This window comes from Serratia sp. H1w, from assembly GCF_000633355.1.
Lineage (GTDB): Bacteria > Pseudomonadota > Gammaproteobacteria > Enterobacterales > Enterobacteriaceae > Chania.
The window spans coordinates 1-25,806 of sequence record NZ_AYMQ01000076.1; the positions used below are offsets into that span (position 1 = coordinate 1).

Here is a 25,806-nt window from a genome sequence, read left to right on the forward strand (position 1 = left end):
TACACATTGAATACATGACCGGATTGGTAATAAAAATGCTCAGCATGGAAATCGTTCCCCATACCAACATCAATAAGGCGATAACCTTTCGCGCACCATACTTGCTCAGTAAGATATTACTGGGCACACCCGCAATAATATAACCAATGAAAAATACACCGGCACCGAGACCATAAACCGCCTCGGCCATAGACACGTTACCCTGCAGAATATCGGGCATCATCTGGAATTTTGAAAATGATATCCCCACCCGATCAAGATAACCGACAATATAACTAATCAGTAAAATCGGCATAATTCGCCAGGCTATTTTACGGTAAAGCTTAGTCTTGTCGGGACTGGCCAGAATAGTTTGATCAATCGCAGCATTATTGGTCGCCATATTAGATCTCCTTGGTCGGCATCCTGCCATTTCAGTTTTTTATTTACGTGTAATGTTGATAACTGCCCCTAGTCATAAAAAGGGGCAGATGTGAACGCCAACAACAGTTATTCATTGTTATGTTATAAATACTCCACATTTATTTTGGCGATAATATCCCGGCATATTGGATCAATATGCCAAAACATCCCTTAAAGGCCTCATTGGGCTAACGTGGTTTAACGTTGTCCCACGGAATGATATTCTCAACCAACACCGCCAACAGCACGCCAATCAGCAGACCATTGCTAAACAGCGGTCTGATAGTTATCGGCACGCCCTGCCAGAAAGATGAGGGCATACTCATCAGGAAAACGCCCAGGAACAGCGGCAGTGCCAGCCGATAAATGTTCCGACTATTGAGTTCAATCTTGTTGATAAACAGCACCGAAGAGAACAGCAGCGGTAGGTAAGAAGCCAGCATCACGGCGCTGCTGACCGTGAGCGGGATACTGCAGAAGAACTGCGCCAGCGGCGTCATTACCCCCACCAGCAGAAATATCACGCTACCGATAATAAACGAGCGCTGGCTGCTGTCTTGTGTCTGGGTCAACAGACCAATCGAAGACACAAAGGGCGAAAATGGCACAATGCCCAGAGGAGCCGCCAGGCAGGTCAACCCGCCAGAGACCACAAAGCTGCGCCGAAACAGGCTTCTGCCCGCGGGGCCATCCGCATAAAAAATATCGGTGCCATGAATAGCGGCAAAGTTATTCGATACGTTGACCAACCCGGTCAGAACGGCGCTAATCACGATCCCCCAATGCAATTCCTGCGGCCAACCTAACGGAAACAGCACCCAGTCGCTGCCATTGATTAGCTCGCCGCTTGGCGCAAACCACCAGCTGTAAACGCCCCAGCCAATCAGCGTACCAATCAGCAGCGCATATTTACCGATCGCCCGTGGTAAAAAGGCAATGGTGCCGATAATCAGCAGCAACACCGTCAGAGCCCAGAAAAAGGCCGGGTAATTAATGGTCACCACGCCGGTATAAACGCCGAAAGGCAGCCCCAACATCCCTTTCATAAAGATGGTGATTAACTGCGCCCCCAGCAAAAACATAAACGTGGCCATCACCGCCGGGCGGAACAGCCGCGCCAGGCGAAAACCCAACCCGCTCACGCCGATCAGTATCGTCAAAATGCCAGAGATCAGAATACCCACGGCAAGGCTGCCGCCAATTTCTGCTAGCGGCGTACCGTTGGCCGACTCAGCCAAGGTCAGGGTCAAGATAGTCACCCACCACAACCCCGTTGGCCCTTCCATAATCGCCCGCCGATGACCAAAAAATACCTGTGCCAGGCAAGCCAACGCGGTTGAGATAAAGGTGTACTGGGTAATGCAGAAGGTCACGCCCGGGGAGAGGTTAAAGGCGGATTGCAGGGTCGGCGGGATTACCACCGTATTGCAGAAAATGAAAAAGAACCACTGAAGGCCCGATAACCCACTGCTGCGACTGAAACTGAACCCATTCATGGCGCTTCCTCATCCCTTATGCATGCGCTCGCCTTGCGTCGAGCGCTGATTGCCAATGTTATTGCTGATGTTTAAGCACAAACTTGCCCAGCGGACGCACGCCAAAACCCGCTTTGATATCGTAAATCACTTCACCGCGCAGGATGGTTTTAGTCACCCGTGCGTTGATTTTGCGCCCCACATACGGGCTGACTTTATGGCGATACTCCAGATCGCCGGTAGCTAGCACGTAACTGCTGTTCGGTTGAATGAACACCAGATCAGCATCTTTGCCAACGGCAATGCGCCCTTTATGCTTGAGACCAAAAATATCGGCGGCGTTGGTCGCCATTAATTTGGCAAACACCGGCAGCGCCATTCCTCTTTTCTGCACCGCTTCATCGAACATGATATCGACGCAGTTTTGGATCCCGGCAATCCCGCCCCAGGCCTGCATGATATTGCCCGCTTTCATATCGGGTGGGCACGGTGAGTGATCGGACACCAGGCAGTCGATTTCGCCGTTAAACAGCTTATCCCACAGCCCCTGCTGATTCTGCGCATCGCGGATCGGCGGCGAACACTTGGCCAAGGTGCCGATTTCTGCAAACTGGTCGGTATCCAGCACGAAATAGTGCGGGCAGGATTCACAGGTAACCTGCTGCCCTTCCTGACGTGCGCGAGTCACCTCCGCTACCCCTTCCGGGCTGCTGACGTGGCAAATATGCAGGCGACAACCGGCCACCTTCGCCAGATACAGCACCCGGCGGATCGCTTCCACCTCGGTAAATACCGGGCGAGAGGCCACGTAATCATGTGCCGTCACGCGCCCTTCCGCCTTGGCCTCTTCCCCTAACGCATCGCAAATCAGGGCGTTTTCTGCATGTACCGCCACCAACTGATCCAGCTTGGCCAGGGTCTGCAAGCCTTTGAAGTATTCGAAATCATTCACGTCGCGGAAGTCATTACTTACGCTGCGATCGCCGCAGGTCGCCACAAAACACTTATAGGCCACCACGCCGATCTCATCGAGTTCATGCAGCCGATCCAGATTGTAGGAAACCAGGCCGCCAAACTGGGCCGCGTCGATGGTGAGCTTGCCTTCTGCCGCCGAGAACTTCATTTCTATCGAGGCCCGGTCTACAGTGGCCGGAAGTTGGTTCAGCGGCATTTCGATCATGGTGGTGATGCCACCTTTAGCCGCCGCACGTGTACCGGTTTCATACCCTTCCCAATGGGTACGCCCCGGTTCGGACATGTGCGCATGGGCATCGATCATCCCCGGAGCCACGACCATTCCGCTGGCATCGATCTCCGTTTTAGCCCCGGTGAGACCATTGCCAATGGCAGCTATTTTGCCGTCCTTGACCGCAATATCGCTAATGATGGCATCGTGTTCAAAAACAACCTTGCCATTTTTAATAATCAAATCGTATGACATATCCTTCTCCTTCGTGAAATAAAATTAGCATATTTTTACTTGAGGGTAATTAACTTTGTTATCATATTCACTTCAGGTATATTCTTGCCGATTCACTACTGCTCTACTCTTGATTAGCGCATATAAACAGAATGCGCTGATAACGCCAACAAACCAGGAAACCCGCGATAAAGGCTCGAGGATTTCAATAAACTTGCCACCCAAAGACAACAAGACAGCAAACAGAGTCACAATAAATGCCACCGTATTAAAGCCGTTATCGTAGTATTTATAATTGCCAGGTTCGGTATATAACGTATCGAGATCGATCTCGCTGCGCATGACGATAAAATAGTGTGCCATCATCACGCCAATCACCGGTCCTAAAATCCCGCCGATCACATCCAAGAACAGGTAAATACTTTCCTGATTCTCCATCAGTTTCCACGGGCAGATAAGCAGGCTGATAATGCTGGCAATCACCACGCCATTTTTATAGGTGAGTTTTTTCGGCGCTATGGCGGCAATCTGATAACCCGCAGGGATGATGTTACCGGTCGCATTGGTTGAGATAGTGGTCATCAGGATCACCAGTACCGCAAACACCGAAGCAAAAATACTGTCCCACTTTTGCACGATGTCCAACACGTTCCAGGTATCAACACCGTAATGAATACTGGCCCCGGCCAGGATACAGACGCTGGCGACCGCAAACAGCAGATAACCTACCACCAATCCCAATGTTTGCCCCCAGGCCTGCTGGCGGAAACTGCTGGCATTCTGGGTAAAGTCCGAAGCGCTGACCGCCGGGGCTGCCCATACCGCCACCACCGCATTGATCACCACCAGGAACATGAAGCCGCCGTTGTTGCTTGTCACAGCATTGGCTGGAACATAAGCGATGATGTTATCCAGACCGGCAATTGAGATGGCCCAAATAGCCATGCCGCCAAACACTACGTAAATGCACGGGTTGAGGATTGCGGTAAACTTATTGAGGATACTGCCACCACCCAGACCAATCGCCACGTTCACTGCCCAGAAAATCAGGAAAGCGATCAGCCCAGGCAGGCCGATCCCCAGCAGGTTAAAGTCCCCGCCCAAGGTCAGAAACTGCGGCCACAGTTTGCCAATCAGGATCAGAAAGGCCAGCGAACCGGCGTAGCATTGCAAGCCAAACCACATAATGGCGGCCACACAACCTCTGAGGATCCCTGGAAACAGCGCGCCACGCACGCCATAGGAAGCACGCAGGATCATGGCAAACGGAATACCGTATTTCGAGCCCGCTGCGCCGTTCATTACCATCACAAAGGCAATAATAAATGCGCTGAGAATAATGGCGGCCATAATGCTTAAGGTGGAAAGCCCCAAAATAAAGAAGCCCCCGACGGCCACATAGTTGGGAACGTTATGTACCGAACCCATCCACAAGGTAAAATAGTTAATTCCCTTCCAGGTTTTCTTATCTGCTTCTTTAGGTAATAAATCTTCATGATAACCGCGCTGCTGGTAAATCTCTCGTTGCTGATTACTGATAGATTCCATGACAAGTCCTTCTTATTACCCGTCGTCTTTCAAGCTGCAGCGTTGTTACCTGCACTATCTCACCCCAGTCACTTACAAAAGTAAGCTCCTGGGGATGAGATAGCTTGTCGCCTAGCTGCAGCTTGAAATCCATAGGGTATACATTAAATAAGAAAATAGCGTAGGTAGACTTTATTTATTATCACCACAACACATTGGTGTTCTGATGTTTATATTAAAAAACCAAGACAGACAGGAAAATAACCATTAACGCAATACGATAACCAGAATTAAAGTTGCAGGCAGGCAGGCAGTGCCTGCAACTTATTGGACCAGACTCTTTAACCAGCCACTTTATGGTTGGCCATAATTTCCAATGCCTGTACCAGCGCCGAATGGTCGAGATCTTTTCCGCCATTGGCAGCACAAAGATTGAACAGCTCCTGGCAAGTGGCGGTATTAGGTAAACTGAGCGCCAGCGACTTCGCCCCTTGTAGCGCCAAATTCAGATCCTTTTGATGCAGGGAGATACGGAAACCGGGTTCGAACGTCCGTTTGATCATCCGCTCGCCGTGGACCTCCAGAATGCGCGATGAGGCAAACCCGCCCATCAGCGCCTCACGGACCCGCGCCGGATCGGCCCCCGCTTTGGAAGCAAATATCAGCGCCTCGGAAACCGCTTCGATGGTCAGGGCCACAATAATCTGGTTGGCGACTTTACAGGTCTGGCCATCGCCATTACCGCCGACCAGCGTAATGTTTTTCCCCATCAACGCCAGTAACGGTTTGACTCGCCCAAAGATGGCTTCGTCACCGCCGACCATAATGGTCAGGCTGCCCTGTTTGGCCCCCACTTCACCTCCGGAGACCGGCGCATCCAGATAATCGGCCCCCAACTGGTTGATGCGCTTGGCAAACTCTTTGGTTTCCAGCGGTGAAATGGAACTCATATCCACCAGGATCTTGTTCTTGAGCTGCGCTTCGGCACAGCCATTGGCGGCAAACAACACCTCTTCCACCTGCGGCGTATCTGGCACCATGATAAAAATCACGTCAGCCTGCTCGGCGACCTGTTTAGGGGTGGCACAAGCAATGGCCCCTTTTGCCACCAGCTCTGGTGGAACCTGATTCAAGGTGTTGGCATACAGCTGATGGCCACCTGCGATCAGCTTTTCAGCCATTGGCGTGCCCATGATCCCTAAACCGATAAAGCCTACTTTCATGATATGTCCCTCAATGTTGATATTGCTTGATCCATGACAGACCGGCAGTCGTCGTGGTGGCAGGTTTGTATTCGCAACCGATCCAACCGCGATACCCCATCTTGTCCAGCGCGCGGAACAGGTAGTCGTAGTTGATTTCCCCGGTACCAGGCTCATGACGCCCCGGGTTATCGGCAACCTGAATATGGGCAATTTTGCTCAGCAGATTTTCCATGGTCTGGGCGAGTTCGCCCTCCATGCGCTGCATATGGTAGATATCGTATTGAATAAACAGGTTAGGGCTGGCCACCCAGTCCATCAGTTCTAACGCCTGGCGAGTGGTTTGCAGATAGAAGGCTGGCATATCGTATTTATTGATCGGTTCGACCAATAGACGGATATTGGCATTGGCCAGCTCTCTTGCCGCATAGCTCAGGTTGGCGACCACGATCTCATCGGTCTTATGCTGAGCAATGGACTTGTCCGGGTTACCGATCAGGCAGTTGATCTGCGCACACCCCAGCGCACGGGCATATTCCACCGCCATGCCTACGCCATCACGAAACTCGGACTCGCGTCCAGGTAAACAAGCGATCCCACGTTCCCCCGCAGCCCAATCCCCAGCAGGCAGGTTTTGTAATACCTGGGTAAGTTGATTATCTTCCAGTGCGCCTTTCAACGCCTGCACGGAATAATCGTAGGGAAACATATATTCAATCGCCGTGAATCCCTGCTCTTTGGCACAGCGAAAGCGCTGCATAAAATCGACTTCATTAAACAGCATCGATAAGTTGGCTGAAAACTTTGGCATGAACCTGCTCCCTACTGATAGTTGAAGTAGCTGACCGCAGTCGGTGCATCTTCTGGCGACTCGGCAACCGGTTCGAACTCATTGACGTTATCCAGTTCGGTGCCCATTGAGATGTTGGTGACTCGCTCGAGGATAATCTCCACCACCACCGGAACCTGATGCTGACGCATTAGCTCCTGCGCCTGCTGGAAGGCCGGAGCGATATCTTCCGGTTTCACCACGCGGATCGCCTTGCATCCCAGCCCTTCGACCACCTTGACGTGATCGACACCGTATTCACCCACTTCCGGGTTGTTGATGTTTTCGTAGGACAGTTGGACGCAGTAGTCCATATCGAAACCACGCTGCGACTGGCGGATCAGCCCCAGATAGGCGTTGTTGACCACCACGTGGATATACGGCAGCTTGAATTGTGCCCCCACGGCCAGCTCTTCGATCATGAACTGGAAGTCGTAGTCGCCCGATAGCGCGATCACTTTACGCTGCGGATCGGCGGCACAGACCCCCAAAGCCGAAGGAAGTGTCCAGCCTAATGGGCCAGCCTGTCCGGCGTTTATCCAATGGCGTGGTTTAAACACGTGCAGCATCTGCGCCGCCGCGATCTGTGAAAGTCCAATGGTGGTGACATAGCAGGCATCTCGCCCAAACGCCCGGTTCATCTCTTCGTATACGCGCTGAGGTTTGACCGGCACATTATCGAAGTGCGTTTTACGCAACAGGGTCCGTTTGCGCTGCAAGCAGGTTTCCACCCACTGCGAGCGATCTGGCAACGTCCCTTGGTCCGCACGTTCGCGCGCTCTTGCCACCAACATTTGCAGAGCGATTTTGGCATCGGAAACAATGCCCAGATCCGGACAGATCACGCGGCCAAGCTGGGTCGGTTCGATATCGATGTGGATCACCTTGCGACCGGCGGTGTATTTATCTACCGAGCCGGTATGGCGGTTGGCCCAACGGTTGCCGATACCAAACACCAAATCCGAATCCAGCAGGTTGGCGTTACCGTAACGATGCGAAGTTTGCAATCCAGCCATCCCTGCCATCAGCGGGTGATCGTCCGGGATGCAGCCCCAACCCATCAGCGTTGGGATCACCGGCACGTTGCAGGTTTCCGCCAGCTCTTGCAGCAGATCCGCCGCATCGGCGTTAAAGATGCCACCACCTGCAATGATCAGCGGCTTGCTTGCCGCACACAGCATATCCAGGGCCTTGTCGATTTGCGCCTGCGTGGCTGCAGGCTTGTAGGCACCCAGCGAGGAATAGGTCTCTGGATCAAACTCAATCTCGGCCATCTGCACGTCATAAGGCAAATCAACCAGTACCGGACCTGGACGCCCGGAACGCATCAGATGGAAGGCCTGCTGTAGCACACGAGGTACCAGCGCCGGCTCCATGACCGTCACCGCCATTTTGGTGACCGGCTTGGCGATCGATTCAATATCTACCGCCTGAAAATCTTCCTTATGCAACCGCGCCCGAGGGGCCTGGCCTGTGATGCACAAAATCGGGATGGAATCGGCAGAGGCGGAATACAGTGCGGTGATCATATCCGTTCCCGCTGGCCCTGAAGTACCAAGGCACACACCGATATTGCCTGCTTTGGCCCTGGTGTAGCCTTCCGCCATGTGGGAAGCACCTTCAACATGGCGCGCCAGATAGTGCTTGATGCCGCCGTGTTGACGCATAGCGTTATAGAAAGGGTTGATCGCCGCGCCTGGCACGCCGAATGCGGTCGTCACGCCTTCCTTTTCCAACACGTACATTGCCGCATCTACTGCTCGCATAATTGCCATCTAACTATTCTCCTAAATTTTTGGAAAAATTTTCCAAACTTAAAGTGAGTTCAAAAAAACCCGTTTAAGGGATAAACGGGGAGATGTTCTATCCTGCAACCGCGATCGCGGCTACAGGCCTTGCCTTAAACGTGGTCTTTTTTACTACGCGACTCACCTAATGCGGTGCTGATATCGTTGGCCACATCACGCACCAACTCCCCCAACTCCTTGAATCGATCGCTGCTGACTCGCGAACTGGGCCCCGAAATGGAGATGGCCGCAATCACGTTGTTGCTGCGGTCAAAGATCGCCGAGGCTAAGCAATTCAGGCCAAGTGCATGCTCTTCAGCATCAACGGTGTAGCCCTGTTCCAGCGATTGCGCTAAATCCTTGCGTAACAGGTTGACGCTGGTCAGGGTCTTCGGGGTAAACGAATGCAGCCCCGAACGGACGAACAAATCCAGCATCTCCTCTTCCGCCAGCGGATACAGCAGCGCTTTACCCGCCCCAGAAGCGTGCAACGGTAAGCGGCTGCCAAGTGGAGCACACATCCGCACCATGGCCTGACACTCACATTGGCGGATCAACACGGCGTCAAAATTATTCCTGATGGCCAGATTGGCGGTTTCGCCTGACAGCAGCATCAACCGCCGCATATAAGGCCCGGCCACCGAAACCACGTCCCGGTCATTCATATAGGCCGCGCCGACGGTAAATGACTGGATGCCGATATGCCACCAACCAAGCTGAGGATCCTGAAAAACGAACTCCGATTTTTCTAATACTTTCAATAATCTGAAAGTCGTTGATAGCGGTAATTCCAACTTCTCGGATAGCACGGAAACGGACGAACTTCCCCCGGCATTGGCCAGAAATTGCAGGATCTCCAACCCACGATCCAACGCCTGCGCGCCTTTCGTCGCCCCTGCTTCTGTCGTTGGCCTTCCCTTTCTGCGTACTTCGTTCATTCAGGCTTTCCTTTATTTAGCTCAAGGTTTCCCCGCTATAATAAACAGCCTGTGCGCTTGGGGACAGCGCTATCCAAGCACCACCCGGTAAGTCTCCGGCAAATTCTTGACGATACAGTTATCGGCACCGCCGCGATCGACCGTGAAAAAATCGGTGATCGCGCCATAAGCAAACAACGGGTGGTGCCAAACGTTGCGGTGATAATTCACCCCCTGCTTGCCGTTGGTTATAAAGGCGCGCAAGGTGTGCAACGGAATTTCGTCCCCCTCGCCGGCTTCAGCGACAATCACCACAAAGCGTTCCCCCCGCATAGGCATAAAAGCTTGCGAAGACAAAGGATGTTTCTCCAGAACTGAGAACTCCAACGGAAGCGCACAGGGTTCAGATCGGTTGATGCTGACCAGCACCCGGTGATCATCGGCCACTTCTACTTTAGCAAGGTCATGGTATCGCTCTGTTTTTCCATCATTAATATGAAAGAAAGGCGCGCCCTCGATCTGCAACACGTTGCCATAGGGGGCAAAGGCTTCAGGCGTTAACTCAACGGCAATCAGGTCCATCAGTTTCTCCAGGATCGTTTCAAAAAGGAACATTACTGAATGCGCTAACTCTAATCAGGTAGCTGAAAATTTAAAAGCTAATATTGGAAAAATTTTCCACAACAAGATCGACCGCACATTTTTTGTGCCACAGATAAAATATTGCATTAATAATCAACAGATTAAAAAACACACCAGCGCGATACAGTTTGTTAACAGAGTTGTCACTTTCGCCGGAATTCGGCAGGGGAAAGGCAATAAAATGTGAGTGTGATCACGGGAAGCGGCTTTATGACTAACCCATGCCGACTAAGGTAAGTAAATTCTTTTGCAACGTTAGGGGAACGATGGCCGCACCGGTTAAGGAAGCGCTATGCTGGATCACGAAACAATTCGATCGTTTATCAAAGTCGCGGAATGTCAGAGCTTTTCCCGCGCCGCCGAATTACTGCACAAGACCACCGCCACCATCAGTTACCGCATTAAAACGCTGGAAGAAAGCATTGGCACCCAGCTTTTCATCCGCACCACCCGCAGCGTGAACCTGACGCCAGCCGGTGAATACCTGCTGGAACGTTGCCGCCAATGGCACGGCTGGCTCGACTCCATGCCCGATGAGCTGCGCCAGATCAACGACGGTGTGGAGCATCAGGTCAATATCGTGATCAACAACCTGCTGTATAACCCCGTGAGCGTCGCCCGGCTGTTGGCCTACCTGCAACAACGCTATCCCTTCACGCAGTTTCACATCTCACGTCAGGTCTATATGGGAGTATGGGATTCGTTGTTACATGGGGATTTTCAACTGGCGATTGGCACCACCGGCTCTGAATCACTGGCTAATGACGTCAGCGTATTGAAATTGGGGGGGATTAGCTGGGTGTTTGTGGTCACGCCAGATCATCCGCTCGCGGCCTGCCAGGACACGGCGCTGCATGAGGATCGGCTACGCAGTTACCCGGCGATCAACGTGGAAGATACTTCACGTAACCTGACCAAACGCGTTGCCTGGCTGCTACCCGGCCAAAAAGAGATCAAGGTGCCAGACCTGCGCAGTAAACTCGAATGCCATCTACAGGGATTAGGCGTAGGTTTCTTGCCGAAAAAGCTGTGCCAGCCCTATCTGGATAACGGCCAGTTGATCACCCGCGAAGTCGTCAATCAGCGGCAACCTTCACCGCTCTCCCTCGCCTGGCGCAACGACTGCGGTAAAGCCGTGGAAGAAATTGTCATGCTGTTCCAACGGCGTGATGAACTTATCAGCGGCTTTCTACAAGATATTGATTTGCCCGTTTAATGCGGTTGTTTTATTGCTTCTGGGCCGCTACCTGGGCCCGAAGTTTCTTGATCGGCGGCGAAGGCTCCCGCTTCAGCACGTGCAGGAATTCATACGCCTTCTCATTGGTGACGTATTCTGCCGGGACGCCAAAGTCCTGGATCATCATCCAGCGCTGAAACAACTCCGGATCGGACTCTTTGATAAACCACAGCATTTTGACTGCCGTCGTGGCGATGGCCGGGATCGAGGTTACGGTACCATTCACCCATTTATTCAAGGTACTGCGCTGCACCCCCAACAGGATGCACAGTGCGGGCTGTTCAATGCCTAATCGTTCCAGATAGCTTTTAAACTCTGCTTGATTTTCCACCTTGCGGTTCCCTATTTCCTTCCACAGACTAGCCGCAGTTTAGCACATTAATACCGTCCCCCACAGCTACGGAAAACCCGCTTCCCCCAGTCATTAAGCGCCCATTACTGGAGCTAATAGCTACAGGTAAATTGATTTTAAGAAACATTATCAGTAGCTGATAAAATTGACATCCGTCAAAATAATGGCTAAAACGTGAGGAATATCTAAGAAAATTCTGTAACATAGAGACGCAAAGCCAGGCCTAACAAGGGCTTTACTACGTAGCTATTAGGTTCGCAAAAATAGTCAAAAATTAATGCATGAGCACCACGATGTCATCGTGACGAACCCAAAAAATAATCGAGCCAGGTCCCCTTTCTGCTGCCGTTGTTGAGTCATGGTCAGTAAGTCGACACCGCCAAAGGATAACAATCTTGAAAAAGAGCCAAACCGACAGATTCAAACATTTGCCCGAGATGCAGCAATTCGTTTGTCTCAAAGCACTTCAGCATATCGAACAAACCGCCCTGCAGTCCGGCGTGCTCGGCATGGCGGTCAGCGTATTGCTGACTGACGGCCATACGGTGACGCTCAGCAAGTTCAACGCGGCTCCAGAAGAAGTGTCCATCATGACGTCCTGGCAGCAATAGGTTCTTCGTGCCGAGTAAAGTATGCAGAAACACCCCGCTCACGGTGAAATCCGGCGGTTTTCTGCAAAAAATGGGCTTATCCTTGCGATGCATTAGGCAATCCCCCTGGCGCTAGCGTAATATCTAGCAATATGTCTGACAGGAGGTTGTGCCATGTTTACCATTATTCCTATCGTGATCGTTGTCGCGTTGATTGTCGTCTTCTCGAGCATCAAGATTGTGCCGCAGGGCTACCAATGGACGGTAGAACGCTTCGGCCGTTATACCAAAACGCTCATGCCGGGTTTAAACCTGGTGGTGCCTTTCATGGATCGTATTGGTCGCAAGATCAATATGATGGAGCAGGTGCTGGATATCCCTTCCCAGGAGATTATCTCGCGCGATAACGCCAACGTGGCGATCGATGCCGTCTGCTTTATCCAGGTGGTCGATCCGGCCCGTGCCGCTTATGAAGTCAGTAACCTCGAGCAGGCGATCGTTAACCTGACCATGACCAACTTCCGTACCGTGCTTGGTTCCATGGAGCTCGACGAAATGCTGTCGCAGCGCGATAGCATCAACAGCCGCCTGCTGCATATCGTCGATGAGGCCACCAATCCTTGGGGCGTCAAAATCACCCGTATCGAAATTCGTGATGTTCGCCCACCGGCCGAGCTGATTGTGGCGATGAACGCCCAGATGAAGGCCGAACGTACCAAACGTGCCGATATTCTGGAAGCGGAAGGGGTGCGTCAAGCCGCGATCCTCCGCGCCGAAGGGGATAAGCAATCGCAGATCCTGAAAGCCGAAGGGGAGCGCCAGTCGGCGTTCTTGCAGGCAGAAGCGCGTGAGCGTGCTGCCGAAGCGGAAGCGCGGGCCACCCAGCTGGTTTCTGACGCTATCGCCAGCGGGAACATCCAGGCGGTTAACTACTTCGTGGCGCAGAAATATACCGATGCGCTGCAAAAGATCGGTTCTGCCAATAACAGCAAAGTGATCATGATGCCGCTGGATGCCAGCAGCCTGCTGGGGTCTATCGGCGGTATTACCGAATTGCTGAAAGACAGCAAAGGCAAGTAATTATGGTGGAACAGATCGCAGCAAACCCACAATGGTTCTGGATCTCGCTAGGCGGGCTGTTGTTGGCCGCGGAAATGCTCGGTGCCAGCGGCTATCTGCTGTGGAGCGGTGTCTCTGCGGTGATCGTCGGAGTGGTTGTCTGGTTGTTGCCGGAGTTGAGTTGGGAGTGGCAAGGTTCTCTGTTTGCCGTGATGACCATTGCCGTGGCCTACCTGTGGTGGTACTGGCTGCGCAAGCGGCCAACGGCCACCAGCGGTTCGCCCGTGCTCAACCAGCGTAACCGCCAGTTGATCGGCACCCGCGCCACGCTGACCGAGGCGATGCATAACGGCCATGGCCGCATCAATATCGCCGACAGCAGCTGGCGCGCGCAAGCCAATGAGGATCTGCCGATCGGCACCGAAGTTGAAGTCGTGGCGGTCGAAGGCACGACCTTGGTGATCCGCGCCATTATCCGCTAGCGTTGGTGGCAGCAGCCTGCCAGGTTATTAATGATCGGGCAGTCTGCACCTTCATCGCCAGGGCATTGATCCGCCAGCGCCAACAGCCGTTGGCGCATTTCCCCCAGTTCGCTGATGTGCTTTTCGATATCGGCAACTTTCTGCAGCGTGCGGGCTTTGACATCGGCACTGTGCCGCGCCGGATCGTTAAACAACGCGACCAGTTCACGGCACTCATCAAGATTGAACCCCACCTGGCGAGCCTGACGCAACAGCGTCAGTTCTTCAATATGCCGGGTGCTGTAGCTACGGTAACCGTTGTCCGTGCGGATCGGGGCGGTGACTACCCCTTTCTCTTCATAAAAACGGATGGCTTTGCTGGTCAGACCGGTTTTTTTGGCAACGTCGCTGATATTCATTGGTTCCCCCTTGACCTTACCCTTGCTGGAAGGTTTAAGCTCATTCTTAGTGAAAAAAACCAGGCGGTCAACCGCCATTATTTTGCGAGGAACACCATCATGTCACAAACTACCGTGCTAGCGTTGCAGGGATTATCCTGCATGAACTGCGCGCAAAAGGTGAAAAAAGCCTTGGAAAGCCGTGCAGATGTCGAACAGGCCAACGTCAACGTCCACTACGCCAAAGTCACCGGTGCAGCCCCGGCAGCCGAGCTGATCGACAGCGTCGTTGCGGCCGGCTACCAGGCCGAGATCGCCCAACAGGCAGACACCGAGCTACAACTCTCTGGCTTATCCTGCATGCATTGCGTGGGCAGCACCCGCAAAGCGCTGGAAGCGGTACCGGGCGTGATTGCCGCAGACGTCACTATCGAGGGGGCCAAAATCTATGGCGATGCGACTCCAGAGCAACTTATCGCTGCGGTGGAAGATGCGGGCTATCACGCCAGCCAGGCAGGAGCCAATAACCACCCAAAAACTGAGCCGCTGACTGAATCTGCTCCAAGCTTGCCGGAAACCCAGGCAGCGGCCCCCTCTTCCCTTCCGGTCACCGAGAACGACGACGACAGCATCCAGCTGTTGCTGAATGGCATGACCTGCGCCAGCTGCGTCAATAAGGTCCAGACGGCGTTACAGAACGTCCCCGGCGTTGAGCTGGCACGGGTAAACCTGGCAGAGCGCAGCGCGCTGATCACCGGTAAAGCTACGCCGCAGGCATTGGTTGCGGCGGTAGAAAAGGCCGGTTATGGCGCTGAGATGATCCAGGACGAAACCAAGCGCCGCGAACGCCAACAGCAAACCGCCCAGGCCAACATGAAACGCTTCCGCTGGCAGGCCGCATTGGGCTTGGCGTTAGGCGTACCGTTGATGGCCTGGGGCGTGTTTGGTGGCAGCATGTCGCTGACGCCAGAAACCCAACGGCCATGGCTGATAGTGGGCATCATCACCCTGGCGGTAATGGTGTTTGCCGGTGGCCACTTCTACCGCAATGCCTGGCGCTCGCTGATGAACGGCAGCGCCACCATGGATACGCTGGTCGCCCTGGGTACCGGTGCCGCCTGGCTGTACTCCATCAGCGTCAACCTGTGGCCAGACTTCTTCCCGATGGAAGCACGGCATCTCTATTACGAAGCCAGTGCGATGATCATCGGCCTGATCAACCTTGGCCATGCCATGGAGCAACGCGCACGCCAGCGTTCTTCCCAGGCGCTGGAGAGGCTGCTGGATCTGACTCCCCCCACCGCCAGACTAGTGACTGAATCTGGTGAGCAAAGTATCCCACTGGCAGAGGTGCAATTGGGTATGACATTGCGCCTGACGACGGGCGGTCGTATCCCGGTTGACGGTGAGATCGTGCAAGGCGAAGTGTGGATCGATGAAGCCATGCTTACCGGCGAAGCGCTGCCACAGCAAAAAAGCGTCGGTGATACCGTGCATGCCGGTACGGTGGTGGATGACGGCAGCGTGCTGTTCCGCGCGGCGGCCATTGGTACCCAAACCACGCTGGCACGCATTATCAAGCTGGTACGTCAGGCGCAAAGCAGTAAACCGGAAATTGGTAAGCTGGCAGACCGCATCTCGGCGGTATTTGTCCCCACCGTGGTCGCTATTGCTCTGTTCAGCGCCGCCATCTGGTACTTTTTTGGCCCGCAACCGCAGTTGGTCTACACGCTGGTGATCGCTACCACGGTGTTGATCATCGCCTGCCCTTGCGCCCTGGGGCTGGCCACGCCGATGTCTATCATCTCTGGCGTTGGCCGGGCCGCAGAGTTTGGGGTACTGGTACGTGATGCCGATGCTCTGCAACAGGCCAGCAATCTCGATACGCTGGTGTTTGATAAAACCGGTACGCTGACGGAGGGCCAACCGCGAGTGGTGGAAATCCTCACCTTTAACCAGGTGGACGAGCAGCAGGCATTACGCTGGGCCGCCGCACTGGAACAAGGAGCTAGCCATCCACTGGCACGCGCCATCGTCGATCGTGCCGAAGGGCAGCCCTTACCTGCGGTGGAGCAGTTCAGAACCTTGCGCGGCTCCGGCGTCAGCGGTGAAGTTGAAGGTGTGCAGCTGTTGTTAGGCAACGCCAAGCTGTTGCAAGAAAATCAGATCGCAACCGATGAACTCACGCAGCAGATACAGCAGCAGGCCGAACGCGGTATCACACCAGTGCTGTTGGCAGCCAATGGCAAACCGGCCGCCTTGTTCGCCATCCGCGATCCGTTACGCGGCGACAGCGTCAGTGCGTTGCAGCGTCTGCATCAACAAGGCTACCAACTGGTGATGTTAACGGGGGATAACCCGGTAACCGCCAACGCGATTGCCAAAGAAGCCGGTATCGACCGCGTGATTGCTGGCGTCTTGCCAGACGGTAAGGCCGCAGCGATCAAACAGTTGCAGGCGCAGGGCCACCGGGTAGCGATGGTCGGTGACGGCATCAACGACGCCCCGGCGCTGGCCCAGGCCGATGTCGGGATCGCCATGGGCGGCGGCAGTGATATTGCCATTGAAACCGCCGCCATCACGCTGATGCGCCATAGCCTGAACGGTGTAGCGGATGCGTTGGCCTTGTCGAAGGCAACGCTGCGCAATATGAAGCAGAACCTGCTCGGGGCCTTTATCTACAACGCGCTCGGCATCCCCATTGCCGCCGGTGTGCTGTACCCACTGACGGGCACCCTGCTCAGCCCGGTGGTCGCCGGTGCGGCAATGGCGCTCTCCTCGATTACCGTGGTCAGCAACGCCAACCGATTACTGCGTTTTAAACCCAAGCAGTAACCCTCAACCGGAGCGCAACCCAGCGCGCTCCGGCCTTTTGAGATAATTCCTCTGCCCTCAGGCTTTATTGTCAGCCACTTAGCGTTTAGCATGGGGAAAAGCCAGCGGCTATCCTGCCAGTTGGTGAGAAAGATCAGGAGCCACGCTGTATGGGTCAACTGTTACGCCGCATTGCCGCCTTTCTCGGTATTATTTCCCCACAGAGCTACACCTACCCGGCTTTGGACATCAGGCTTAGCGGCAATCGCCAGCTGCATCTGGTCGGCAGCATTCATATGGGCACCGTCGATATGTCGCCTCTGCCTGCCCGATTGGCAGCACGCCTGCGCCAGGCCGACGCATTGATCGTCGAGGCCGATATTACCGGCTCCTCTTCCCCCTTTGGCCACGCTGAGCCTCAGCTCGAACTCGAACACCGTCTTGGCGAGGAACAATTTCAACGGTTGCGGGTGCTATGTCAGGAGCTGGGAGCGGACGTAGCAGGCTTCTCGACCCTTCCAGGCTGGCAGGTTGCGCTGATGATGCAGGCACGACAGGCTCAGCGGCTGGGATTACGCGCCGAATACGGGATTGATTACCAACTGCTGCAAGCCGCTAAAGTGCAACAGACGCCGGTGATCGAACTGGAAGGGGCCGAGGAACAACTGGCCATGTTGGAGCAACTGCCAGAAGGCGGCATAGCGCTGCTGCACGATACGCTGGAGCACTGGCATACCAATGCCCGTTTGCTGCAAACCATGGTGAGCTGGTGGCTGGATGCCAAGCCAAACGCCACGCTGGAAACACTCCCCTCCACCTTCAGCGCCGAGCTGTATGACGTTCTGATGCAGCGCCGCAATCGCCACTGGCAGCAAAAACTGGAAGCGTTACCGCCGGGTAACTATGTGGTGGCCGTCGGGGCTTTGCATCTGTATGGCGAGGACAATTTACCCACCATGCTGCAGACGCGATAAAAAAAGTGGCCAATATCGCTATTGGCCAGTCAAAGAGGAATTTTTCATATTTTAGTTATACGCATAGTAACCGTGTTAACGATTACAATAGACAGGGTAGCAACCTGACGAACCTATTGGCAACTGCCTTTCATCATCCTAGGCACAGGTTGCTCATTTGCTTCCATTTTTGTAATTTTGTTGCCACCGGTTGCAACTTCCCTCTGTTTTGGAAAATACACTATGACACCCGCAGTGGTTCTGCTTGAAAAACAAAAGGTGGCCTTCACCCTCCACGCTTATCACCACGATAGCGAAGAAACCAACTTTGGCGACGAGGTGGTAAAAAAGCTGGGGCTGAACGCCGAACAGGTCTACAAAACGCTGTTGGTGTCACTCAACGGCGATGCCAAAAATCTGGCCGTGGCGGTGACGCCGGTGGCGACCCAGTTGGACTTGAAGAAGGTAGCGAAAGCGCTCGGAGCCAAGAAGGCCGAAATGGCCGATCCGACAATCGCACAGCGGGTAACGGGTTATCTGGTCGGTGGGATCAGCCCGCTCGGGCAAAAGAAACGCCTACCGACGGTGATCGACGCCCCAGCGCAGCAGTTCGCCACCATTTTCGTTTCCGGCGGCAAGCGCGGGCTGGATATCGAACTGGCGGCAAGCGATTTGTGCCGTCTGCTATCCGCTAGCTTTGCCGAGATCGCCAAGCGAGACTAGGGACCTCTTTTTCCCGCACTCAGTCAACACTGGATCCGAAACTGCCATCGTTTACTGAGCAATCCGCAGGTGTTGGCTTTACGCTTGCTGTGACTGCGATTGGCTGTTGGCTTATGAGCAGCCGCTGCCTACCCCTTCCGCTGTCATAATTGCCGCTGTACGCTATCGCCAAGGCAAAGATCTCCCCCACCTATGCCAGTTTAAAATCGCCAACACGATGTGTTCTATATGGCAGCATATAGATAAAGTGAAAACATTAAATATGTAAATATAAGGATAATCTTTCCTCCAATCAATTGCATAACATTGATTAATAAGGAAAGAAAATTTCGATAACATTATATGTTGTCTAACATTGACTCTGGGCGCTAACCTACCCAGTTTTAGACATTTAATCAGTCTAATCCCCCGTAAAAAAGCCACACAACCAATTGAAATAAAGCCACATCTTAAACAAATCCATGTAATTAACATTGCTATAGAACCAAACTAATGACTATGCATAAAAATGTCTAGCATCACACTTAGCAAAAATAATAATAAAGAAACTCTAATGTGTTCTAAGCTTAGATTGACCGTTGAATCGGGTTGTTTTTGACACTACTCATAAGGATTTATCAATGAAAAAATTACTTTGTATCTCTGCATGCGCAGCAATGTTATTGACAGGTTCGGCTTTCGCAGAAATGTCTCATGGCTCAGTGATGGTCGGCGGCGCAGCTATGATGCCATCTAAAAACATTGTTGAAAATGCAATGAATTCTAAAGATCACACCACGCTGGTAGCGGCCGTGAAAGCTGCCGGATTAGTCGATACTTTAGAAGGTAAAGGGCCATTCACTGTTTTTGCGCCTACCAACGAGGCATTCGCAAAGTTACCCGCAGGAACTGTTGATAACCTGATTAAACCAGAAAACAAAAAGCAGCTAACCAGCATCTTGACCTATCATGTTGTGCCCGGTACTTATGACATGAAAAAGCTCAATATGTTAATCAAGGAGGGTGGCGGAAAAGCGGAGCTTAAAACGGTGAATGGTGAAGCGTTGTGGGTAATGTCGAATGGACCACATAATATCCAAGTCAAAGATACAAAAGGTAACATCGCCAACATAACCACTTATGATGTTATGCAAAAAAATGGTGTTATTAATGTTATAGACACCGTTATGATGCCTTGAAACAGCATTTATGCAGCCGGGATTTATCCCGGCTCAATAATGGCCCCTGAGGTTCCTCTGTAGACTCGGTTTCACTTGGTGTCGGCCCTTCCCGGTCTTCCTGTTCTGTTATTTTATTTTGCTATTAAGTTGTTAATCTTAAAACCTTAAATCCTTGAAGCACATATATCAAGCTCGTGCTGCACCACCCGCAACAATTCCTTTTATCGCCAAGATCTAAACAATTCATTTTCAATCCCATAACATAAAAACTACATTTTATTGCGGGCTCAACGATTTTCAGATAAAGATTATCATTGCCGGTGGTTGCACCAAGCCCGTTCAAGTCATCAATTGCATTCCCTTTCTAACACTTTATAAAACCCTCAATAGACGATACGCCTACATCAGGATCGATTTGTGTTAACTGCTGCACGGTTACCACATCACCGGGGCGGCTACTAGAACTAATAAAATGCCCCATCATGACTATTGGTTTTTCGCTGGGGTGCTTGCCTAGGAAATACTGCACCGGAAGGGATGTCGATACGATGTCTTGGCTTGGTCATAAAAACCAGCCAATGACCGATAAATACAATGATGACAGGGTCAAAACAGGCGATTTTCTCTCGATGAGATAATTGAAAATCGCCTTAAATTTAGTTATTTATAAACAATCTCACCCTTCGGCTCATAGGCCGCTGCATCCAGTGGTGAGTGTTTCTCAATATACTGCTTCAGCACTTCCGCATCGATAAAGCCGGTATTAACATAGCTTGGCAGAGTGTCGATCTTCGGATAGCCATCGCCACCCAACGCATTGAAGTTCAGCGTCGCCAGACGATAGGTTTTGTCTGCCTGTAACGGCTCACCCTTGATTTTGACATCGCTGACGCCCTTACCGTCCGCCACCAGGCTGACGTTGGCGAACTGCGCATAGGCACCGGAATCCACCTTCATATTGGCTACCGCTGCCAGATATGGCTCAACTTCGCTGCCCTTCATATCGACATACACCAGCGTGTTGCCAAACGGCTGCACCTTGAGCACGTTTTTATAGGTGATATCACCGGCCTCGATCGAGTCACGCACGCCGCCACCGCTCATCACGGCAAAATCAGCGTTGGCACGTTCCATCTGTGCGGCCAACAACACGCGCGACAGGTTGGTCTGTACGAAGCGGACTTTACTGCGATCCCCTTCCAGTTTGCCATTGACGCTGCCTACCTTCACTTCCAGTTGCGCCTGCCCTTTATCCTGGAACGGCGTCAGCAGTTTCATCATTGCTGGATCTTCCTGGATCTGCTGGGTGTAATACACCCGCTCGCTGGTGCCGTCGGCCTTCTCTACCTTTTTCTTCAGGTTGACCGGGATCAGTTGGTAATGCACCAGTTTCAACTCACCATTGCGGAACTGGAAGTCGGCACGGCCTACGTATTTACCCCATTCGTGAGCCTGCACAATCCAGGTTCCATTCTGACGGTCCGGCGCACAAGGCGTGCCTGGCACGTAATCTACCTGTTTGTGGTTTTCACTCGCCATACACACCGGATTTTGCGAATGCCCGCCGACAATCATATCCAGGTAGCCCGCAGGCAGGCTACGCGCCATCTCCACGTCCCCCGGAGCGTTGGAGCCGTGATTACCATCGTCGTAGTGGCCCATATGGGTGGCGGCGATAATCACGTCCGGCTTCTCGTCTTTGCGCAACTGCTCCACGACCTGCTTGGCTTCTTGCGCCGGGACACGGAACTCGATATCGGTAAAGTATTCCGGGTTGCCGATTTTGGCCGTGTCATCGGTGGTCAGGCCGATCACCGCAATCTTGACCCCTTGCTTTTCAAACAGGGCATAAGGCTTGAACAGGCGTTGCTGGGTGCTTTTTTGATAGATATTGGCGGACAGCAACGGGAAAGAAGCCCATTTTTCCTGCTGGCGCAAGACGCTGAGCGGGTTGTCAAATTCGTGGTTGCCAATTGCCATCGCGTCGTAACCAATCAGCGTCATGCCACGGAAATCGGGTTCAGCATCCTGCAAGTCCGATTCTGGCACGCCGGTGTTGATGTCCCCACCGGACAGCAACAGCACGCTGCCGCCTTGCGCCGCCACTTCCTTGCGGATGCTGTCCACCAGCGTTTTTTGCGCCCCCAGGCCGTACTCACCGTGATCGTTCTGCCAGAAATGGCCGTGATGATCGTTGGTGTGCAGGATGGTGATGTCGTAGGTTTTATCCTTTTCCCAGGCACTGGCGGTTCCCGCGAACAACGTCAGGGAAACAGCCAACGCACATGCGGTGGTGTGAAGCGAAAAGCGCATGGCAGATCTCCATTGTTAATAATGGGTATTTTTGATGAGGACGAAATTGTAACGCGAATCAGCTGCAACTAATTTCAAATTTTTGCGACATACGTCAAATTATGTCGGAAAGGCACTGATGGGGGGAATGGCCTGTCGATCAATGCGCGCGCTCGATAGCACGTAATGATCGACGAGAATCGGCAACCCCGTTGTCGGACGAAAGATGAACGTTATAAGATGTCGCTCTATCCTCTCACTTACCAGGCTAATTATACTATGACTGACCGTAGTGAAACGGCTATTCCACCGGTAAAAAGCAGCGCGGTTAAGGGCACGGCGTTCTCTATTCTCGGTGCTATCAGCGTTTCTCACCTGCTCAACGATATGATCCAATCGCTGATCCTGGCGATTTACCCGATCCTGCAAGCCGACTTCAACCTCAGCTTTGTGCAGATCGGGATGATCACCCTGACCTATCAGCTCACCGCCTCGCTGCTCCAGCCGCTGATTGGTTATTATACCGATAAGCACCCGCAGCCTTATTCGCTGCCTATCGGCATGGGCTTTACCCTGTCAGGTTTGCTGCTGCTTTCGGTGGCCAACACCTTCCCTCTGGTGTTACTGGCGGCTGCTTTGGTAGGTACCGGTTCTTCCGTGTTCCATCCTGAGTCATCCCGCGTCGCACGCATGGCATCCGGTGGACGGCATGGCCTGGCCCAGTCGCTGTTCCAGGTGGGTGGCAACTTCGGCAGTTCCCTAGGTCCGCTATTGGCCGCGCTGATTATCGCCCCTTACGGCAAGGGCAATGTCGCCTGGTTCTCTCTGGCGGCGCTGCTGGCCATTGTGGTTCTGCTCCAGGTCAGTAAATGGTATCAGCAACAACATCGGGCGGCCCAAGGCAAGCCAAAAGCCGCTTCCCTGGTCAAACCGCTGCCAAAACGTACGGTGGTGTTCTCCCTAAGCATCCTGCTGGTCCTGATATTCTCCAAATACTTCTACTTGGCGAGCATTAGCAGCTATTACACCTTTTATCTAATGCATAAGTTCGGCGTTTCGATACAGAATGCCCAGATCCACCTGTTCGCCTTCCTGTTTGCCGTAGCGGCGGGAACCATCATTGGCGGGCCTCTGGGTGACAAGTTCGGGCGTAAATATGTTATTTGGGGCTCTATCCTGGGTGCCGCGCCGTTTACCCTGGCTTTACCCTATGCATCCCTCTACTGGACCGGGATTTTGACGGTGATCATCGGGGTTATTCTCGCCTCGGCTTTCTCGGCGATCCTGGTGTATGCACAAGAGCTGATCCCCGGCAAAGTGGGGATGGTTTCTGGGCTATTCTTCGGTTTTGCTTTCGGTATGGGCGGGTTAGGCGCGGCGGTTCTTGGTTATGTCGCCGATTTGACCAGTATCGAGCTGGTTTACCAAATCTGCGCATTCCTGCCGCTTATCGGCATTATCACGGCATTGCTACCAAATATGGATCATAACCAACAATAACCCTGACAGCACCCCGGCTTAGCGAAGTGATTAAGCCGGGTTATCTACTCCTTCCCCCCATTTAATCTGGCTAATTAAGCCATAATTCACCTTCCTCCTGCCAAAATAGACGATTAGTCTGGTTTTTTACACAAAAGGCTAAATTAGCTAAGCAATGCACGCACAAATGCAATAAACTAAATGTATCCTTTCGTAACACCCGTGAGCACAACCAGAGGAGTATGGATGCATAATTCAACACCCTTGATCACCACTATTGTTGGAGGGTTAGTACTCGCCTTCCTCTTCGGAATGCTGGCAAACCGCCTGCGCATCTCCCCGTTGGTAGGGTATCTGGCAGCAGGCGTACTTGCTGGCCCGTTTACCCCCGGTTTTGTCGCCGATACCTCATTGGCGCCGGAACTCGCGGAGATTGGGGTGATCCTGCTGATGTTCGGTGTTGGTCTCCATTTCTCGCTTAAAGATCTTCTCGCAGTAAAAAATATCGCTATCCCAGGGGCCATTGCCCAAATCGCCGTCGCGACGGTGCTCGGGATGGGATTGTCCAAACTGATGGGCTGGGATTTGGTTTCCGGCCTGGTGTTCGGCCTGTGTCTGTCCACCGCCAGTACCGTGGTACTGCTGCGCGCACTGGAAGAACGGCAACTGATCGATAGCCAGCGTGGGCAGATCGCCATCGGCTGGCTGATTGTCGAAGATTTGGCCATGGTTCTGGCCCTGGTACTGCTGCCGGCGTTTGCCAATATGATCGGCAGCAATAGCGCCAGCACCACACAATTGATCACCGAATTGGCCATCACCATTGGCAAGGTTATCGCCTTTATTGCGCTGATGATCGTCGTTGGTCGCCGGGTGGTGCCATGGATCCTGGCAAAAACCGCCAGTACCGGCTCACGCGAGCTGTTTACGCTGGCCGTGCTGGCACTGGCACTAGGCATTGCCTACGGCGCTGTCGGCCTGTTTGACGTCTCATTTGCCCTGGGTGCCTTCTTTGCCGGCATGGTGTTGAACGAGTCAGAGCTGAGTCACCGGGCGGCACACGATACGTTGCCGTTGCGCGACGCCTTTGCGGTGCTGTTCTTTGTCTCGGTCGGCATGCTGTTCGATCCGATGATCTTGCTGCACGAACCGCTGGCGGTTCTGGCTACCTTGGCAATCATTCTGTTTGGCAAGTCGGTAGCGGCCTTCGCGCTGGTCAAAATGTTCGGCCACTCCAAGCGTACCGCGCTGACCATTTCCGCCAGTCTGGCGCAGATCGGTGAGTTCGCCTTTATTCTGGCCGGTTTGGGCGTCACGCTGGGCATGATGGATCAGCATGGCCGCAATCTGGTGCTGGCCGGGGCGATCCTGTCAATCATGCTCAACCCGCTGCTGTTTACCCTATTGGAGCGCTATCTGGCCAAGACGGAAACCATCGAGGATCAGATCCTGGAAGAAGCGGTGGAGGAAGAGAAACAGATCCCAGTCGATATCTGCAACCACGCATTAGTGGTCGGCTATGGCCGGGTTGGCAGCCTGTTAGGGACCAAGCTGACGGAAGCAGGGATCTCGATGGTGGTGATAGAAAACTCCCGTCCTCGGGTTGAAGCGCTGCGTGCTCAGGGGATCAAGGCGGTGTTAGGCAATGCGGCTAATCCAGAGATTATGGAACTGGCACGGCTAGACTGCGCACGCTGGTTGCTGCTGACCATCCCCAACGGTTATGAGGCCGGTGAGATTGTCGCCTCGGCCCGTACCAAGCGCCCGACTCTGGAGATTATCGCCCGTGCTCATTACGACGACGAGGTTTCGTATATTTCCGACCGGGGTGCCGATCAGGTGGTGATGGGTGAACGCGAAATCGCCAACAGCATGTTGAATATTCTCAAGTTGGATACGCTGTCGGAAGAAGAGAAGATGGCCGCCTGCCCAATCTGACGCCCCTCACCCTAACCCTCTCCCACAGGGAGAGGGGACCGTACGTGCCACAGTTTAACTCCTGCATCTGACCTTAACACGGGCGCAGCAGCGCCCCTTGTATGTTTAGAGGGCCGGATGAATACTGTCCTTGTACTTTACTCATCTGG

At 53.2% G+C, this 25,806-nt stretch carries 21 protein-coding genes and 2 pseudogenes; 10 read left to right on the forward strand and 13 right to left on the reverse strand.

What is annotated here, in order from left to right; translation table 11 throughout:
- From U869_RS0118020 to U869_RS0118060, 9 genes and pseudogenes are all read right to left on the reverse strand, one after another.
- Window positions 1–382 (reverse strand): annotated as a pseudogene (locus tag U869_RS0118020) (MFS transporter); the annotation flags it as partial.
- Between the two features lie 208 nt (window positions 383–590).
- Window positions 591–1,898, reverse strand: a complete 1,308-nt coding sequence (locus U869_RS0118025) for a uracil/xanthine transporter (protein WP_025123555.1) — start codon at window positions 1,896–1,898, stop codon at window positions 591–593.
- A gap of 58 nt (window positions 1,899–1,956) precedes the next feature.
- A complete protein-coding gene (gene allB / locus U869_RS0118030; RefSeq protein WP_025123554.1) occupies window positions 1,957–3,318 on the reverse strand; it encodes an allantoinase AllB in 1,362 nt (453 codons plus the stop codon).
- Between the two features lie 72 nt (window positions 3,319–3,390).
- The gene (locus tag U869_RS0118035; protein ID WP_025123553.1) at window positions 3,391–4,845 is read right to left on the reverse strand and encodes a putative allantoin permease; all 1,455 of its coding nucleotides are present in this window, start codon (window positions 4,843–4,845) and stop codon (window positions 3,391–3,393) included.
- Window positions 4,846–5,165: 320 nt separating this feature from the next.
- On the reverse strand, window positions 5,166–6,047 hold the full coding sequence (glxR, locus tag U869_RS0118040; RefSeq protein WP_025123552.1) for a 2-hydroxy-3-oxopropionate reductase: 882 nt from the start codon (window positions 6,045–6,047) through the stop codon (window positions 5,166–5,168).
- 10 nt (window positions 6,048–6,057) lie between these two features.
- Window positions 6,058–6,837, reverse strand: a complete 780-nt coding sequence (gene hyi / locus U869_RS0118045) for a hydroxypyruvate isomerase (RefSeq protein ID WP_025123551.1) — start codon at window positions 6,835–6,837, stop codon at window positions 6,058–6,060.
- Window positions 6,838–6,848: 11 nt separating this feature from the next.
- Entirely contained in the window at window positions 6,849–8,630 is a 1,782-nt protein-coding gene (gene gcl, locus U869_RS0118050; protein WP_025123550.1) for a glyoxylate carboligase, read from the reverse strand.
- Between the two features lie 125 nt (window positions 8,631–8,755).
- The gene (gene allR, locus U869_RS0118055; RefSeq protein WP_025123549.1) at window positions 8,756–9,580 is read right to left on the reverse strand and encodes an HTH-type transcriptional repressor AllR; all 825 of its coding nucleotides are present in this window, start codon (window positions 9,578–9,580) and stop codon (window positions 8,756–8,758) included.
- Window positions 9,581–9,649: 69 nt separating this feature from the next.
- Window positions 9,650–10,141 (reverse strand): ureidoglycolate lyase, encoded by a 492-nt coding sequence (locus U869_RS0118060; RefSeq protein ID WP_025123548.1) that lies wholly within the window; start codon window positions 10,139–10,141, stop codon window positions 9,650–9,652.
- 352 nt (window positions 10,142–10,493) lie between these two features.
- Here U869_RS0118060 and allS point away from each other — a divergent pair, with 352 nt between their 5' ends.
- Window positions 10,494–11,417, forward strand: coding sequence for an HTH-type transcriptional activator AllS (gene allS / locus U869_RS0118065; RefSeq protein WP_025123547.1), 924 nt, complete (start codon window positions 10,494–10,496; stop codon window positions 11,415–11,417).
- Between the two features lie 10 nt (window positions 11,418–11,427).
- Here the strand turns inward: allS and U869_RS0118070 are convergent, their stop codons facing one another.
- Entirely contained in the window at window positions 11,428–11,769 is a 342-nt protein-coding gene (locus U869_RS0118070; protein WP_025123546.1) for a hypothetical protein, read from the reverse strand.
- Window positions 11,770–12,185: 416 nt separating this feature from the next.
- On the opposite strand from U869_RS0118070, the gene U869_RS0118075 reads away from it, so the two are divergent.
- The 3 genes from U869_RS0118075 to U869_RS0118085 all read left to right on the forward strand — a co-directional run bounded on the left by U869_RS0118075 (window position 12,186) and on the right by U869_RS0118085 (window position 13,921).
- A complete protein-coding gene (locus U869_RS0118075) occupies window positions 12,186–12,401 on the forward strand; it encodes a hypothetical protein (protein ID WP_025123545.1) in 216 nt (71 codons plus the stop codon).
- 153 nt (window positions 12,402–12,554) lie between these two features.
- Entirely contained in the window at window positions 12,555–13,460 is a 906-nt protein-coding gene (locus U869_RS0118080) for an SPFH domain-containing protein (RefSeq protein WP_025123544.1), read from the forward strand.
- A 2-nt stretch (window positions 13,461–13,462) separates the two neighbouring features.
- Window positions 13,463–13,921 carry an NfeD family protein gene (locus U869_RS0118085; protein WP_025123543.1) on the forward strand — a complete coding sequence of 153 codons (459 nt, stop codon included), beginning with the start codon at window positions 13,463–13,465 and terminating at the stop codon, window positions 13,919–13,921.
- On the opposite strand, the gene cueR is transcribed toward U869_RS0118085, so the two are convergent.
- On the reverse strand, window positions 13,918–14,319 hold the full coding sequence (cueR, locus tag U869_RS0118090; protein ID WP_025123542.1) for a Cu(I)-responsive transcriptional regulator: 402 nt from the start codon (window positions 14,317–14,319) through the stop codon (window positions 13,918–13,920). The two genes, U869_RS0118085 and cueR, sit on opposite strands and share 4 nt — an antisense overlap.
- Window positions 14,320–14,418: 99 nt before the next feature.
- On the opposite strand from cueR, the gene copA reads away from it, so the two are divergent.
- The 4 genes from copA (at window position 14,419) to U869_RS0118110 (ending at window position 19,966) form a co-directional block, all read left to right on the forward strand.
- Window positions 14,419–17,133 carry a copper-exporting P-type ATPase CopA gene (gene copA / locus U869_RS0118095; RefSeq protein WP_025123541.1) on the forward strand — a complete coding sequence of 905 codons (2,715 nt, stop codon included), beginning with the start codon at window positions 14,419–14,421 and terminating at the stop codon, window positions 17,131–17,133.
- A 149-nt stretch (window positions 17,134–17,282) separates the two neighbouring features.
- Window positions 17,283–18,086: a TraB/GumN family protein gene (locus tag U869_RS0118100; RefSeq protein WP_025123540.1), complete on the forward strand. Its 804-nt coding sequence runs from the start codon at window positions 17,283–17,285 to the stop codon at window positions 18,084–18,086.
- Between the two features lie 222 nt (window positions 18,087–18,308).
- Window positions 18,309–18,788, forward strand: a complete 480-nt coding sequence (gene ybaK / locus U869_RS0118105; RefSeq protein WP_025123539.1) for a Cys-tRNA(Pro)/Cys-tRNA(Cys) deacylase YbaK — start codon at window positions 18,309–18,311, stop codon at window positions 18,786–18,788.
- Between the two features lie 620 nt (window positions 18,789–19,408).
- Entirely contained in the window at window positions 19,409–19,966 is a 558-nt protein-coding gene (locus U869_RS0118110) for a fasciclin domain-containing protein (RefSeq protein ID WP_025123538.1), read from the forward strand.
- Between the two features lie 418 nt (window positions 19,967–20,384).
- Here the strand turns inward: U869_RS0118110 and U869_RS32570 are convergent.
- A pseudogene (locus U869_RS32570) lies at window positions 20,385–20,495 on the reverse strand (site-specific DNA-methyltransferase); the annotation flags it as partial.
- A gap of 113 nt (window positions 20,496–20,608) precedes the next feature.
- Window positions 20,609–22,261, reverse strand: a complete 1,653-nt coding sequence (ushA, locus tag U869_RS0118115) for a bifunctional UDP-sugar hydrolase/5'-nucleotidase UshA (RefSeq protein WP_025123537.1) — start codon at window positions 22,259–22,261, stop codon at window positions 20,609–20,611.
- Between the two features lie 258 nt (window positions 22,262–22,519).
- On the opposite strand from ushA, the gene U869_RS0118120 reads away from it, so the two are divergent.
- Complete coding sequence (locus U869_RS0118120; protein ID WP_025123536.1) at window positions 22,520–23,740, forward strand: MFS transporter; 1,221 nt, start codon at window positions 22,520–22,522, stop codon at window positions 23,738–23,740.
- Window positions 23,741–23,965: 225 nt separating this feature from the next.
- Entirely contained in the window at window positions 23,966–25,657 is a 1,692-nt protein-coding gene (ybaL, locus tag U869_RS0118125) for a YbaL family putative K(+) efflux transporter (RefSeq protein ID WP_025123535.1), read from the forward strand.
- Window positions 25,658–25,806: the final 149 nt, after the last annotated feature.